Below are 14,475 nucleotides of genomic sequence, written 5' to 3'. Positions count from 1 at the left end.
GTTTGTTTTTCAACATCGTCTATCGTGTGATGAAGCGGATAATCCGGTCGGCAAGCCCGGTATAGGGCGGCTTGATCATATCGGTTGATGCAGGCGTATATTTGGTCAGTATCGGCATGGCCTTGGAGAAGGTGAGGAAGCCGTCTTTGCCGTGGTAGTGTCCCATGCCGCTATACCCCACCCCACCAAAGGGCAGATCTCCACAGGCGAAATGGTAGAGTGTGTCATTGATACAGATGCCGCCCGCAACGACATGCGAAAGCACAGTGTCGATTTCAGCTGTATTATCGCTGAAGCAATAAAGTGCCAGCGGTCGCTCATGTCCCAGAATATAAGCAATTGCTTCATCAAGTGATCGATAGCTGATGATCGGCAACAAGGGACCAAAAATCTCTTCACCCATGATCGCGCTGGTCGGCGCTGGCTCAAGAATTACGGTTGGTGTCATCAATCGCGGATGGCTTGCAGTGGTAGAGGTCTCCAGAAGCGGAATGATGGCTTCGCTTTTACCTTCCGCGTCGTGCAACAGATTGGAAAGGCGCGCATATTGCATATCGTTGATGATCGTGGTGCGGTCGTTTTCCGCTGTTGCACCACTATAACGCCTTTGTGTTTCCTCGCGTAGCAGCGCAATGAATGCATCGCGTTTGCTTTGATGGATCAGCACATAATCGGGCGCAATGCAGGTTTGACCCGCATTGAAATACTTGCCTGTCGCGATAGAGCTGACTGCACGTTTAAGGTTGCAGTTCTCGCTGATGATCGCTGGCGATTTTCCACCCAGTTCCAGGGTTACGGGTGTGAGGTTTTCTGCAGCTGTTTTCATGATCTTGCGGCCCACAGCCGTCGACCCTGTGAAAAACAGATGATCGAAGGGCAGGGCGGAAAACTCTGCTGAAAGACTAGCATCACCAAGAATGACCGCTGCCCGGTCATCCGGAAAAACATCGGCAATCAGTTTGCGCAGAAACTCGGACGTATGTGGCGTGTGCTCTGAAGGTTTCAGGAACACATGATTTCCGGCGGCAATGGCTGCCACAAGCGGCGCAAGTGCAAGATTGACCGGATAGTTCCACGGCGAAATGATGCCAACTACACCCAAAGGCACAAAGCGCAGCTCTGCCTTTGCTGGCCAGAGTTTCCAACCTGCCTTGCGGCGCTGTGGCTTCATCCATCGCTTGAGGTGATGAATCGTGTGGTCAATCTCGGCGAACACGACGCTTGCTTCTCCCAACAGCGTTTCATGGACAGAACGGTTTCCAAAATCCGCATTGATGGCTTTTGCCATATCGTCAAGGCGTTCATGAAGCAGCTTACGCAGGCGGCGCAGGTCATCGATGCGCTGTTCATAGGAAGGGCGATGATCGATCCAGCTTCGCCGAAGGCATTGGAAAGTTGTTTGCAATGTTTGCTGTGATGAAATGGCTTGATCAGCGCTCATAGGCAAAGTTCTCCGTTGAGCGCGCAAAGAGGAATTGCGCTGCATAATAGGTGCTAAGCACCAAAAGCCCGGCAAGGGGAATTGACGTATGAAAGCGGTTAAAGGCGAGCAGTGTATCGCTTACCATAAAGAACAGACCACCAGCCGCCGCCAGCGTCGCGCTATAGCGCAAGGTGGGTTCGAGTTTGTCGGAACGCGCACGACTGACGGCCTGCGCGGCCATGACGCTGATTGCGGTTGCATAAATGACAACAGGAATTTTCATTGCGGATGGAACGGACGTCCACAGGCCCGCAATGATCGCAATTGCGAGGAATGCGAAGATCAGGAACACGAGTTTGCTTTCAGCAAAGCGCGTCTTGCGACACAATGCATAAATATAAATGCAGTGGGTTATGAGAAAGCAGACCAGTCCTGCCAGAAAATAATCGCCCGGAAGCATAAGGAATAAATCGCCAGCCGCGGCAAAGGCCAAGCCCAGAGCGATTGCAAATCCGTAGCCTTTCGAGATGAGACGCGGCGCACATAAGATCGCGCCGAGCAGAAGCAATGTTGCGGTGGGCTTGGTCAGGTAATGTAGCCAGCGCCAGAAGGGTATTTCTCCATTCTGGCTCAACACGCTGCTTAACACGGCGCAGATGGCGCTTACCAGAAACAGCCGGTAGAACAGGCCGTTCCTTCCGAAATCGAGCAAGCCTTTACGACGCATTTTCCTCCCCCTCATGCTGATATTGTTATGGTTCTTGAGCCTGTCTGATTCCGTTGGAGCCGCGTTTCACCCAAAACCGCTACGCACTCTTGGCTCGAATGCTTTATTCGTTCGTCTGTTCAGCCTCGCGACGGCGCTTACGACCGATCCTTTCCGCACGTGTTGAGAGTTCAGTATTACCTTCAAGATCCGATTGCAGAATGAGACCATGTTGCCTCAGCCAGCGGATTATCTCACCAAACTCAATATCATAAGCAGGTTGATCCATCTGATCTGTCCCTCAAATCGCATTGCGTAAACCAAGGATGCGCGGAGTTCTCGTATGTGGCAAGGCCCAAAGCATTGTGGGGCAAAGAAGCGATAGTCGGTTAACCATTTATTAACCAATCGTGCTCACTATAGGGTCAGAGCTGTTGTCGTGACTGCGGATGTACCAGCACTGACGATAGCGCAAAAGGCCGGGCAATTAGCCGGCCTTTTTCCTTTTCGGGTCCAGTTCCGATATCGTTTTGAACGCCCGATTTTCGGTTTCATTCTCATTCAAAAAAGCGACCTCTCTGGGCATGTTGTACCCTATGAGAAAGCTGCCATGGCCGTGGTGAACGGAGACGGACAGTAGAAGATTAGGCAACAAAAAAGCCCGCTTGCGCGGGCTTTTTTGGGGTGCTTCTGGACCTTGGTAGTGGTCTGAAGACTTGGAAATGGTGCCCAGAAGAGGACTCGAACCTCCACGCCCTTGCGAGCGCCAGCACCTGAAGCTGGTGCGTCTACCAATTCCGCCATCTGGGCGACGAGGACCCATCTAAGGGGTCGGCCTCTCTCTGTCAATCGCGTTTTCGATAATCAATCAGCTTTTTTTCACATTGGTGTTTTGAATGCTGCAAAAGCCTGGAAAACGCAATTAGGGCGCAGTGCATAAATGCGTCTGCGCCCGAAAAATCATTATGCAGAAAGCACTTCCTTGGAAGCGACGGTCGAATCGGCGTTGAGCTTGTAGATGATTGGGACGCCTGTGTTGAGTTCCTGCTTGAGGATCTCTTCAGGTGTCAGGCCATCAAGCGCCATGATGAGCGCCCGCAGCGAATTTCCGTGTGCTGCAACCAGAATGGTCTCGCCGCGCAGAACATGGGGCTGGATGGTGTGCAGATAATAAGGCCACACGCGCGCGCCGGTATCCTTCAGGCTTTCGCCGCCCGGAGGAGGAACGTCATAGGAGCGGCGCCAGATATGGACCTGCTCTTCGCCCCATTTTGCGCGTGCGTCGTCTTTGTTGAGCCCCGAGAGGTCGCCATAGTCGCGTTCGTTGAGGGCCTGATCGCGGATCGTTTCGAGATCGGACTGGCCGAGTTCATCGAGAATGTGCTGGCAGGTAACCTGAGCGCGCGACAGGGCCGATGTGTATGCGAGGTCGAATTTGAGGCCTGCGGCCTTCAGGCGCTGACCGGCGGCCTTGGCTTCCGCATGGCCCTGTTCGGTCAAGCCTGGATCACGCCAGCCAGTAAAAAGGTTCTTCAGGTTCCATTCGCTTTGGCCGTGGCGGACCAGGACGAGGGTACGAGACATCGCAGCACTCCGTTGGGATGAAAAAACAGATCAGTCGTTAAGCCCGAGAACATCGAGCATGGAATAAAGGCCGGGTTTCTTGCCATGAGCCCAAAGTGCTGCTTTCACAGCACCGCGAGCAAAGATTGTGCGGTCCTGAGCATGGTGGGAGAGGGTGATACGCTCTCCTTCGCCAGCCAGAATTACTTCGTGGTCTCCGATGACAGAGCCGCCGCGTAAAGTCGCAAAACCAATCGTGCCTTCCTCGCGTGGTCCAGTATGACCATCGCGCACACGCACGCTTTTTTCAGCAAGATTGATCGCTCGCCCTTGGGCAGCTGCTTCCCCCAGCAGAAGGGCCGTACCTGATGGTGCGTCGACCTTGTGCTTGTGATGCATTTCGAGAATTTCTATATCGAAATCTTCGGGCCCGAGCGCTTGCGCTGCCTTCTTGATAAGACCAGACAGAAGATTGACGCCCAAGCTCATATTGCCGGATTTGACGATTGTTGCATGGCGAGCGGCGGCACGGATCTTTTCTTCTTCGTCAGTGGAAATGCCTGTGGTGCCAATGATATGGACGATGCGGGCCTGCGCTGCGAGCCCTGCATAATTCACCGTAGCAGAGGGACTGGTGAAGTCGATAACGCCCTGGGCTTTTGCAAAGACTAGAAGAGGGTCGTGGGTGATCTCGACGCCCAGATGACCGACACCTGCAAGCTCACCGGCATCTCTACCGAGAAAAGGTGATCCCTCACGTTCAATAGCCCCGATCAGTCGTGCGCCATGAATTGCACGGATCGTGCGAATGAGAGTCTGCCCCATCCGACCGCTCGCCCCAACAACCACGAGGCCCATTTCAGCGTTTTCAGCCATTTGACGTTTCCTCCGAGCCTGTATTTCCGATGAGCATGTCATCCTTGCCGCTCTGAAGTTGATAGAAGCGGGCATAGACGCCATTTGGTATCTTGATCAGGTCGCTGTGACGGCCTTCTTCGACAACATATCCGGCTTCCATCACGACAATGCGGTCGGCATTGACGACGGTGGAAAGACGATGAGCGATGACGATGGTCGTGCGATCCTGCATGATGTGATCAAGCGCCTGCTGCACACGCTTCTCCGACTCATTATCAAGTGCGGAGGTGGCTTCATCCAGCAGAAGGACAGGAGCGTTACGCACGATTGCGCGTGCAATCGATATGCGCTGGCGCTGACCGCCGGAAAGCGTTACGCCATTTTCGCCAACGGGCGTGTCATAGCTCTGCGGTTGTTGAAGAATGAATTCATGCGCATTGGCAAGTTTTGCAGCCTCGATGATTTCATCCAGCGTCGCGTTGGGGCGTCCATAGCGGATATTATCGGCAATGGTGCCTTCAAAAAGATAAGGCTGCTGTGAAACATAAGCCACGCAATGACGCAGCGACTCTTTCGTGACTTTTGAGATGTCCTGTCCGTCGAACAGGATTTCTCCGTCGGTGACGTCGTAAAAGCGCTGCACAAGGCTGATGAGGGTCGATTTGCCCGCGCCAGACGCACCAACGATAGCGGTGGTTTCACCGGCCTTGGCTGTGAAGTTCACGCCATGCAGGACCTGCGCGATATCGCTATAAGCGAAGTGCACGTTCTGGAAGTCAATTTCACCGGGACCAGCTTTAAGCGGAACAGCATCAGGCGCATCGCCCTGATTGGGTTCGATATCCAGCACTTCGTAGATCATGCGTGCATTCACAAGTGCACGTTCCAGTCCGACCTGCAAACGCGCAAGACGGCGCGCAGGATCGTAAGCCAGAAGCAGCGCGGTGATGAAGGCGAACATTGCGCCAGGCGGCTGCTGGTTGAGGATCGCATTATAGCCGCTATAGGCCAACACGCCCGCAATGGCGAAACCTGCCAGAATTTCTGCAATTGGCGTGGTACGTTCGGAGACGCGTGCGATTTTGTTGCTTCTGTTTTCTGCCTGATCGATCAGCGTGCTGATTTTGCCGCGAAGCTGGTCTTCCATGGTGAAGGCCTTCACGATGGAAATGCCCTGCACGGTTTCCTGCATGGCTCCCAGAAGATGGGAGTTCAAGTGAACCAGATCGCGTGTGACAGACCTGATGCGGCGAGAAATATATGAAACCGCCAGAACGAGCGGCGGACCGACCAGAAAGACCACCGTCGACATGAACGGATCGGTATAAAACATCATGCCGATCAGACCGATAAGCGCCACGAAATCACGGGCAATCGATGTGATTGTCATGTTCAGCAAATCGCGTATGCCATTCACATTCTGATTGATTTGCGCTGCCAGATGGCCGGATCGCGTATCGTTATAAAAATCGAGGCCAAGCTTCAGCAGATGGTCGAAGATGCGCTTCTGATAGCGCGCTACCAGATTGTTGCCGATCTTCGCCAGCTCGACCGCCTGAATATAACTTGAAAGACCACGCAGAACGAAAATGCCGAGGATCGCGCCGCAGATTACCCAGATAAGACCAATTTTCTGCTCGTAGAAGATCTTGTCGATCATCGGCTTCATCAGATAGGCGAGCGCACCATTTGATACGCCGACGAGAAGAGAGGCGGCAATGGCGATAGCATAGCTTGCTTTATATTGATGCGCATTCTCCGACAGCATGCGGCGAATGACACGCGTAGCTTCGCTCGGATCAATCTTCTTCTTTTTCTTTTTGAATAGGCTCACAGGCAAAGTGCTTTTTTATCTAGCAGCCGCTGGCTGTCGTTGATCATGCATTTTCGCGCGTCCTTTTGGACTGGAAACGACAAAAGGCTGCAATAGAACGGGTCCAGTTGAGACAAAATCGATAGAACCGCTCTAGTTCTTCGTTTTTGCGCATTATCCAACGCAAAACCGCTTCGCACTTTTGGCTCAAATGCTCTAAGTGTTTCATTGCAGCGTTTCTATAGCGTTATCTTTGCCGCTTGACCATGCCTGAGAAAGCAAACCCGATCAGCTAACACGCCAGCGGCGGCCATCGGTTGAAACTTCAAACCGCGTTGGTATGCGAGCAAATGCGGACAACCCGCTGAGTGCTGCCAGCGGATGAATGACGACGCGGACCGGAATATCCCGCATAAAATGTGTATGAGGAGCCTTGTCCTCAAAGGCTGCCCTGAACGATCCGGCTTGCAAGGCAGGCAGAATACGCTGCGGAATGCCACCCGAGAGATAAACCCCGCCATGGGCTTTGTAGATAAGCGCAAGGTCGCCTGCCAGTCTGCCGAGATAGGTGACGAACAGGTCGAGTGTTTCAACAGCCTGCGCATTGCTACCATCAAGCCCTGCGGCCGTGATATCCGGTGGCGTGTCGAGAACGGGCGTTACCTTATCTGCGGCACAGATTGCGAGATAGAGATTGCGAAGGCCGCGCCCGCAAAGAATCTGCTCGGCCGCGACGCGACCTTCAATTGGTTCAATATGTGGGAAGACCTGATAATCGCGTTCGCTGCGCGGACCGATATCAATATGTCCTCCTTCGCCGGGAACTGGAACCCAGGCTTTGCTAGTGCGCACAAGGCCGGCAACGCCAAGGCCGGTGCCTGGGCCAAGCACCACGCGTGTAGCGACAAGCTCTTCGTCGTGTCCGCCGATCTGATGCAGATATTCTTTGCCGATCGAAACCACTGCAAGCGCCTGAGCTTCAAAGTCATTGAGAACAGTCACATCCTCGAAGCCGAGATTTGCGATCAATTGCTTGGGGCGAACCACCCAGTCACAATTGGTCAGATCGATTTCATCACCATCGACCGGGCCTGCAACAGCCAGAATGGTTGAGCGGGGGCGTATGGAGGTATGATTGAGGACGGTCTGCTCGATTGCATCATCAATCGTTGCATAATCAGCCGTTTGCACCACGGGAAACTCTTTCGGTTCCGCGTGGGCATCAACAAGAAGCGCAAAGCGCGCATTGGTTCCACCGATATCGCCGACGAGGACGGGAAACTTGAAACTCTGGTCAGCGTTAATCATGGTCTGCCTTGCTGCTTCGTCTGTTCTTATTATTTGCGGGCTGCCTAATACAAAAAAGAATGTCTGGTTTAATCCAGAACTTTTACCAGCTTTTCAGCCGTTGCCGGATTAAGCGCCATTGGGATGTCGTAGACGCTGCCGAGGCGGGTCAGCGCTTTCACGTCGACATCATGTGGAAGTGGCGATAGCGGATCGATGAAGAAGATCAAAGCCTGCACCGTTCCTTCGGCAATCATTGCGCCAATCTGCTGATCGCCGCCAAGCGGTCCGCTTTTGACACGATGAATGTTGAGCGAAGGGCAAGCCTCCTGGATGAGGCCTCCTGTCGTCCCGGTCGCAACGATATCGTAATGCGACAAGGCTTTCTCATGCGCACGCGCAAAGGCGACCATCTCGTCTTTCTTCAGGTCATGAGCGATCAAAGCAATGCGCAGACGTTCTGTCATGAGATTGATAACCTTGTCATTTGAAGTTTAAATCGTTTAAACCCTATAGCGAAGCCGTGGTTAAGTGAAAAGCATGTTTTCTATTACACGCTTAATTGGCACCATAAATAACATCTGCGATCGAATCCGGCGATGGGCCATTCAGCACCGCGGCACAGGCTTTTGGCAAATCCGACACCATGACCGGCCTTGGTTTTTTAGGCGGCTCCTTGGATGGCTTTGCAGGCTTCCATGGCTCGTCGGTAAACCACCATGCCAGCGACTTGTCGCAACCGTCACCTGCCGCCACCTTTGGCTGTGGCTTGCAGTCCGGCGATCCGGGCTGACAATGCAGTCTCACATGGAAATGATAGAAATGCCCCCAATAGGGACGCACTTTGCCAAGCCAGCTGCGGTCGCCTGTCACCGTATCGCAAAGTTGCTTTTTGATGCCCGGGTGAACGAAGATGCGCTCGACTTCCGGGTAGCTGGCGGCATGTTTGATGAGTGCCGTGCGGGCAGGGGTCCATTTCTGCGGATCGACGTACAGCGAATCCTTTTTCAGCATCGACACAGCAGATACGCTTTCGCGCTCGGCATCTGTGAAGCGCTTCTTTGGCATTGGTGTAAGCCATATATCCGCGTCCAGCCCAACTTGGTGCGAGGCGTGACCAGTGAGCATAGGGCCGCCGCGAGGCTGCGAAATGTCGCCAACCAGAAGGCCTGGCCAGCCGTCTTTTGCGGCGTCGCGGGATAGTTTCTCCAGAAGGCCAATGGTGCGCGGGTGCCCCCAGTTGCGATTGCGAGAAAGCCGCATGACCTGCCAGTTGGGGCCATCGATAGGGAGGGCAACGCCACCGGAAAGACAGCCCTTGGCATAAAAGCCGATGGATTGCGGTGATCGCGCCAGAACCGGCAGCTGTTTGCTGCCAAATGCCTGCTTGGCAGGGGCATCCTGAGCTAAGGCCTGTGTTACAAAATCCGGAGCGATCATTGCCGCAAGACAGGTTGCCAGAACAAGACGTGGCCAGAATTTCGAGCTGGATCTCTTTGCCATGGGCAATTTCCCATAAAAAATTTTCTCGAATCATTCGAGCTGATAGGCCGGATTATGCTTCGCGTTCGTCTAAACGGCAATCATCGCCAATTATGGTCTCGCCACATGGCGGAAAAAGCAGCTTTGTAGTCGGGATGGATGAAATCGTAGCCGAGATCTTTGATGCGCTGGTTGGAGACGCGCTTGTTTTCACCATAGAAAGAGCGCGCCATCGGCGTCATCTCCGCTTCTTCAAACGGAACCTCTGACGGTGGTGCAACACCCATCAACTCGGCCGCATAGGCCACGACATCCTGCGGCGGCGCAGGCTCATTATCGGTGATGTTGAAAGCGCCGCCCGTATTGGTGCCTGCCAGAAAACGCAGAGTTCCGGCAATATCGTCGACATGAATGCGGTTGAAAACCTGACCTTTCTTGATGATGCGCCGTGCCGTGCCACGTTCCAGATTAATGAAGGCATTGCGGCCCGGACCGTAAATGCCGGACAGGCGCAAAAGTGCGACCGGCGTACCGTGCCGTTCGCTTAAAGCATTCCATGCATTTTCTGCTTCAACGCGCTCAAGCGACCGGCGTGAGGTAGGTTCACATGGGGCGGTTTCATCGATCCAGTTGCCATCGTGATTGCCATAAACACCGACGGTGGAAAGATAGCCGATCCAGCGGATCGTGTTGTCGGGTCGACGAAGCGCCTCTTCGACGATTGCCACAGAAGGATCGCCGTTTTCGCGAGGCGAGATCGAGATAACGACATGGGTTGATTTCGCAAGCCGGGCGATGAGTTCTGGTGAAGCGGTTTCACCATCGAAAATGATTGGTGCGATGCCCGCTTTTTCCAGTGTCGGGAAGTTTTGCTCGTTGCGGGTGGTGCCATCGATGCGTTCTGCCTCTCCGGTCATCAGGCGGGAAAAGGCTCTCGCAGAATAACCGGCTCCAAACAGAAAAATGCGCATGTCAGACGTCCTCCAATATCCATTCTGCGCGCACCGTATCATCCTCTTCGCTCGAGGCCAGACGTTTCTTTGAAATTTTGAAACGTTCCATGGTGGCGAGCTGCTTGAATGCCCAGACCGCTGCACCGCGCACAACGGGGGCAGGGTCTTCAAGCAGATTTTCGATCTGAGGCAGCAAAGACGGATCTTGCGAATTGCCCGCTGCGATCAGCACATTTCGTAAGAAACGATCACGTCCGATCCGTTTGACGGGCGAGCCGGAAAACAGTGTGCGAAAAGCCGGATCGTCAAGAACCAGAAAATCGGCAAGCCGAGGTGCTTTAAGATCGTCGCGCGCTTTCAGCTTCATCTCGCTGGTCGCTTGTGCAAATTTATTCCATGGGCAGACCGACAGGCAATCGTCGCAACCATAGATGCGATTGCCCATCGCTTTGCGGAATTCATGCGGGATCGGGCCTTTGTTTTCTATCGTTAGATAGGAAATGCAGCGTCGCGCATCGATCCGGTAAGGCGAGGGGAAAGCTTTCGTCGGACAGGCATCGAGACAGACGCGGCAGGAGCCGCAATGATCGCGATCCGGTTCATCAGGCGGAATTTCAGCCGTGGTGAAAATCGAGCCGAGAAAAAGCCATGAGCCAAGCTCGCGGCTGACCAGATTGGTGTGTTTGCCCTGCCAGCCAACACCGGCAGCTTCCGCTAATGGCTTTTCCATAACGGGAGCCGTGTCCACGAAGACTTTGACATCCTGACCAGCGCGGGCCGCAAAGCGGCTCGCCACATGTTTGAGCTTACCTTTGATGATGTCGTGGTAATCGCGGTTCTGCGCATAGACCGAAATTGCCGCCCGGTTCTTGTGTTCAAGAATGCCGAGCGGATTGCTGTCCGGACCATAATTCATGGCGAGAATCATGATCGAACGGACTTCGGGCCACAGCACACTTGGATTGGCACGGCGGTCTTCCGTTTCCTCCATCCAGAGCATGTCGGCGTGATGGCCGTCGGCAATATATTGCCGAAGTCGCTGCGGTGCTTGTGGGATAGTATCAGGCGTTGTGAAAGCGACCGCGTCGAAACCTACAGCTTTCGCTTCCTCAATGAGAAAGCGCTTGAGCTTGAGATCCCTTTCCGAAACCTGTCCAGAAACTTGCTTTGTCTCAGAAGTCGAGGTCGCCATAATGGGCCACTGGTGCTAGTCCGCGCACACGATCGGAGAGCAGGGGGCGGAAGGCTGGGCGCGACTTCATACGTGCATACCAGTCGCGGGCGGCCTTGGTTTCGCTCCACTCGATTTCACCGAGATAGTCGAGCACGGAAATTGATGCAGCTGCTGCCATATCAGCATAGCTCGGATGACCACCTGCAAGCCAGTCCCGAGTTGCCGCAAGCCAGTCGATATATTTCATATGCTGGCGAATATTGGTGCGGGCTGCGCGAATAGCTGTCGAATCGGGCGCGCTGCCCCCCATTTCGTCAGCCATTTGAAGCTTGAACACGCGCTCGCGCGCTATGTGCCGCGTAACCTCGTTCTCGAATTTGAGCAAGAACCAGTCGACAAGGCGGCGCACTTCTGCGCGCTCCATCGGGCTTTCCGGTAGCAGGCGACGACTACGCTTCAATGCGCCACGTGTCTCATCGAGATATTCCGCAATGACGGTTGCGCCAACAACCGGCAGATCGCGTTCAGCCAACAATACAGGAAGTGTTGCAGCAGGGTTCAGCGCCAGAAATTCTTTACGCCGCGACCATGGTCGTTCCTCGATCAGCTCGGCTTCCACATCATATTCGCCGAGGATAAGCCGCACATAGCGCGAGCCTGAAGACATGGGATGATGAAAAAGCGTAAGCATAATCGACGCGGTACTCTCGACTGACAAGCTTTACAGCATCGGCCCAAAAATCGACAACGATTTTTGGAAAGCACGATGCTTCGATTTAGTAGTTTTAGAGCGTCCTTTACGCGTCCCATTTGGACGCGTGGCGCTCTAATTGATACCCGATGAGGCCCTGTGGCTGGCATTTGCGCAGACAGCAGGTTATTTCTGCTGTCAGGCGATTCGAGCCACCTCAACGGAATGTTTAGTCTATAAGGGCTATGCCTGCGGGAGACAAGCAATCGCTTAAGCGCCTATTATTGCATTTTCATGCTTAACAGCTCGTCAAGACACGCCATTTTCATCCCGCTCACCTCCCTAAGGTACTGACTTCATGGAAATTTATAATCTTCTGGAAGCCGCTTTTCTTGGTCTCATCGAAGGTTTGACGGAATTCATCCCCGTTTCCTCCACAGGCCATTTATTGCTGGTCGGTCATTTTCTGGGCTTTGAATCGACGGGCAAGACCTTTGAAGTGCTCATTCAGCTGGGCGCAATCCTTGCGATCCTGACGGTCTATTCGGCAAAGCTCATCAAAATTCTGACTGACTTTCCGCGTGATGCTCGGACTCGTCGTTTCGTGCTGGGGATTCTGATTGCATTTCTGCCTGCAGCCGTCATCGGTGCAATGGCACACGGCTTCATCAAGAGCGTGCTTTTTGAAACGCCGATGCTGGTTTGCGCCATGCTGATCATTGGTGGTTTTATTCTTCTGTGGGTCGATCAGCTGGAGCTGAAGCCGCGTTATCGTGATGTGATGGATTATCCGTTGCCGATCTGTCTGGCCATTGGCTTTGTCCAGTGTCTTGCCATGATCCCTGGCGTGTCGCGCTCCGGCTCCACCATTGTTGGCGCACTTTTGCTCGGCGCAGACAAGCGTTCGGCCGCTGAATTCTCCTTCTTTCTCGCCATGCCAACAATGGCCGGTGCGTTTGCCTACGACCTTTATAAGAGCCACAGCATGTTGTCGTTCAACGATGGTGCTTTGATCGTTGTCGGCTTCGTGATGGCGTTTATTTCAGGCGTATTCGTCGTGCGTCATCTGCTCGACTATGTTTCCCGCCATGGTTTCAAGTTGTTCGGCTGGTGGCGCCTGATCGTCGGCTCGCTCGGAATGGCTGCTCTGCTGATTTGGGGGTGAGAAGCGTTCCGCGTAGCGGACAAAAAGCCAACGATTTGGCTTTTTGAGCGACGAACGCGCTACAGCATCGGCCCAAAAATCAGAAGTTATTTTTGGAAGGCACGATGCGTAGATTCAATAAATAGAGCGTCCTTTGTGCGTCCATAGGGACGCACGGCGCTCTAAGCCATAGCGGAGGGCTGGAGCGTTCCGCGCAATAAAAAAGGGGCCTTACGGCCCCCTATTTTTTTGGTCTCACACTATACTCAGGCAAGTCCGGTTTTGGTGTATTGGCCAGCAATCCGGTAACGCCAGAGATAGGCGGGAATTATTGCATCCACGGCTTCAGGCGTGATGCCCATGCCCTGAAGTGTGCGGCCTTCTTTGGCAGCCTGTTCCGAGACGACATTATCATATTTGAGCAATGTCACCTGATCGTTGGTGAGCAGTGGGTTTGGCAAAAGGCCGAGAACCGAGGCCTGAATACGTGCAACCCACCATGGTATGGAAATGATAATGCGTTTACGGGCGATGACGTCGAGCATATCTTTCATCCAATGCTTGAAAGGCTGTACGTCCGGACCACCCAGTTCATAAACGCTACCGGCTTCAAGCTTGCCATCGACTGCGCGGGCAACAGCTTCTGCGACATCGCCGACATAAACCGGCTGCAGCCTGGTTTCACCGCCGCCGATAACCGGCAGGAATGGCGAGAAGCGCGCCAGATTGGCAAAGCGGTTGAAGAAGCGATCTTCATGGCCGAAAATGATTGACGGACGCAGGATAATCGTATCCGGCAGAACCGAGAGAACGGCGTTTTCACCTTCTGCCTTGGTGCGTGCATAATCCGACGGAGATTTTGCATCGGCTGCAAGCGAGGAGAGATGCGTCATCGGGACGCCAGCCGCTTTTGCGGCCTCAGCAATGTTCTTTGCACCCAGCACCTGAACGCTGTTGAAACGCTGCTTGCCGCTTTCCGAAAGGATACCGACGAGATTGATGACATGATCAGCGCCCATGATGGCGCGTTCAACGGACCAGCGATGGCGGACATTGGCCTGAACCATCTGGATCTGGCCAACATTGCCAAGCGGTGCCATGTAATAAGCAACCTCTGGCTTGCGCACGGCAACGCGCACACGATAGCCGCGCTTGGTGAGGCTTGCTACAACCGCGCGCCCGACAAAGCCAGAGCCGCCGAAAACGGTGACCAGTTTTGGCCTGTTGTGGACTTCGTTCGGTTCGGTCTTCATCCTGAACTCCTGCATGAAAGCCTGATTATAACGCCGGATATGATGCCCGAGTTGATCATTGCGGCATGTTTTCTGGCGGTGATTTATCGCCTTTTGGCAACAACGCAAAGGGGACTTGTTGTCACGAT

The 14,475-nt window shown here is 53.8% G+C and carries 14 protein-coding genes and 1 tRNA gene; 1 reads left to right on the top strand and 14 read right to left on the bottom strand.

Features of this window, described 5'->3' with window-relative positions; genetic code table 11:
- Positions 1 to 19: 19 nt before the first annotated feature.
- The 13 genes from CEV33_RS09545 to CEV33_RS09485 form a co-directional block, all read right to left on the bottom strand.
- The gene (locus CEV33_RS09545) at positions 20 to 1,441 is read right to left on the bottom strand and encodes a coniferyl aldehyde dehydrogenase (protein WP_094540236.1); all 1,422 of its coding nucleotides are present in this window, start codon (positions 1,439 to 1,441) and stop codon (positions 20 to 22) included.
- Positions 1,431 to 2,150, bottom strand: coding sequence for a lysoplasmalogenase (locus tag CEV33_RS09540; RefSeq protein ID WP_094540235.1), 720 nt, complete (start codon positions 2,148 to 2,150; stop codon positions 1,431 to 1,433). The genes CEV33_RS09545 and CEV33_RS09540 overlap by 11 nt, the downstream gene beginning before the upstream one ends.
- A gap of 103 nt (positions 2,151 to 2,253) precedes the next feature.
- Positions 2,254 to 2,418, bottom strand: a complete 165-nt coding sequence (locus CEV33_RS23980; protein WP_167388140.1) for a hypothetical protein — start codon at positions 2,416 to 2,418, stop codon at positions 2,254 to 2,256.
- A gap of 434 nt (positions 2,419 to 2,852) precedes the next feature.
- Positions 2,853 to 2,939 (bottom strand) — tRNA-Leu (locus CEV33_RS09530).
- A gap of 153 nt (positions 2,940 to 3,092) precedes the next feature.
- Entirely contained in the window at positions 3,093 to 3,713 is a 621-nt protein-coding gene (locus CEV33_RS09525) for a 2,3-bisphosphoglycerate-dependent phosphoglycerate mutase (protein ID WP_024899231.1), read from the bottom strand.
- A gap of 30 nt (positions 3,714 to 3,743) precedes the next feature.
- Complete coding sequence (gene dapB, locus CEV33_RS09520; RefSeq protein WP_235818385.1) at positions 3,744 to 4,568, bottom strand: 4-hydroxy-tetrahydrodipicolinate reductase; 825 nt, start codon at positions 4,566 to 4,568, stop codon at positions 3,744 to 3,746.
- A complete protein-coding gene (locus CEV33_RS09515; protein WP_094540292.1) occupies positions 4,561 to 6,384 on the bottom strand; it encodes an ABC transporter ATP-binding protein in 1,824 nt (607 codons plus the stop codon). The genes dapB and CEV33_RS09515 overlap by 8 nt, the downstream gene beginning before the upstream one ends.
- Positions 6,385 to 6,651: 267 nt before the next feature.
- On the bottom strand, positions 6,652 to 7,671 hold the full coding sequence (locus CEV33_RS09510; RefSeq protein WP_094540233.1) for a glucokinase: 1,020 nt from the start codon (positions 7,669 to 7,671) through the stop codon (positions 6,652 to 6,654).
- 68 nt (positions 7,672 to 7,739) lie between these two features.
- Positions 7,740 to 8,117 carry a methylglyoxal synthase gene (locus CEV33_RS09505; protein WP_094540232.1) on the bottom strand — a complete coding sequence of 126 codons (378 nt, stop codon included), beginning with the start codon at positions 8,115 to 8,117 and terminating at the stop codon, positions 7,740 to 7,742.
- A gap of 91 nt (positions 8,118 to 8,208) precedes the next feature.
- Positions 8,209 to 9,153, bottom strand: a complete 945-nt coding sequence (gene mepA, locus CEV33_RS09500; protein WP_094540231.1) for a penicillin-insensitive murein endopeptidase — start codon at positions 9,151 to 9,153, stop codon at positions 8,209 to 8,211.
- Between the two features lie 80 nt (positions 9,154 to 9,233).
- The gene (locus tag CEV33_RS09495; RefSeq protein ID WP_094540230.1) at positions 9,234 to 10,103 is read right to left on the bottom strand and encodes an SDR family oxidoreductase; all 870 of its coding nucleotides are present in this window, start codon (positions 10,101 to 10,103) and stop codon (positions 9,234 to 9,236) included.
- 1 nt (position 10,104) lies between these two features.
- Positions 10,105 to 11,277 (bottom strand): tRNA epoxyqueuosine(34) reductase QueG, encoded by a 1,173-nt coding sequence (gene queG / locus CEV33_RS09490; protein ID WP_094540229.1) that lies wholly within the window; start codon positions 11,275 to 11,277, stop codon positions 10,105 to 10,107.
- Positions 11,258 to 11,950 carry a glutathione S-transferase family protein gene (locus tag CEV33_RS09485; RefSeq protein WP_024899239.1) on the bottom strand — a complete coding sequence of 231 codons (693 nt, stop codon included), beginning with the start codon at positions 11,948 to 11,950 and terminating at the stop codon, positions 11,258 to 11,260. Before CEV33_RS09485 ends, queG begins: the two co-directional genes overlap by 20 nt.
- Before the next feature lie 358 nt (positions 11,951 to 12,308).
- Here CEV33_RS09485 and CEV33_RS09480 point away from each other — a divergent pair, with 358 nt between their 5' ends.
- Entirely contained in the window at positions 12,309 to 13,115 is an 807-nt protein-coding gene (locus CEV33_RS09480; RefSeq protein ID WP_094540228.1) for an undecaprenyl-diphosphate phosphatase, read from the top strand.
- A 245-nt stretch (positions 13,116 to 13,360) separates the two neighbouring features.
- Here CEV33_RS09480 and CEV33_RS09475 read toward each other — a convergent pair whose 3' ends face one another.
- The gene (locus tag CEV33_RS09475) at positions 13,361 to 14,347 is read right to left on the bottom strand and encodes a complex I NDUFA9 subunit family protein (protein WP_094540227.1); all 987 of its coding nucleotides are present in this window, start codon (positions 14,345 to 14,347) and stop codon (positions 13,361 to 13,363) included.
- Positions 14,348 to 14,475: the final 128 nt, after the last annotated feature.

The sequence above is a fragment of the Brucella grignonensis genome (assembly GCF_002252505.1).
Taxonomy (GTDB): domain Bacteria; phylum Pseudomonadota; class Alphaproteobacteria; order Rhizobiales; family Rhizobiaceae; genus Brucella; species Brucella grignonensis.
Note: the sequence above shows the minus strand (reverse complement) of the source record. Positions and strands in the feature narration are given on the sequence as shown.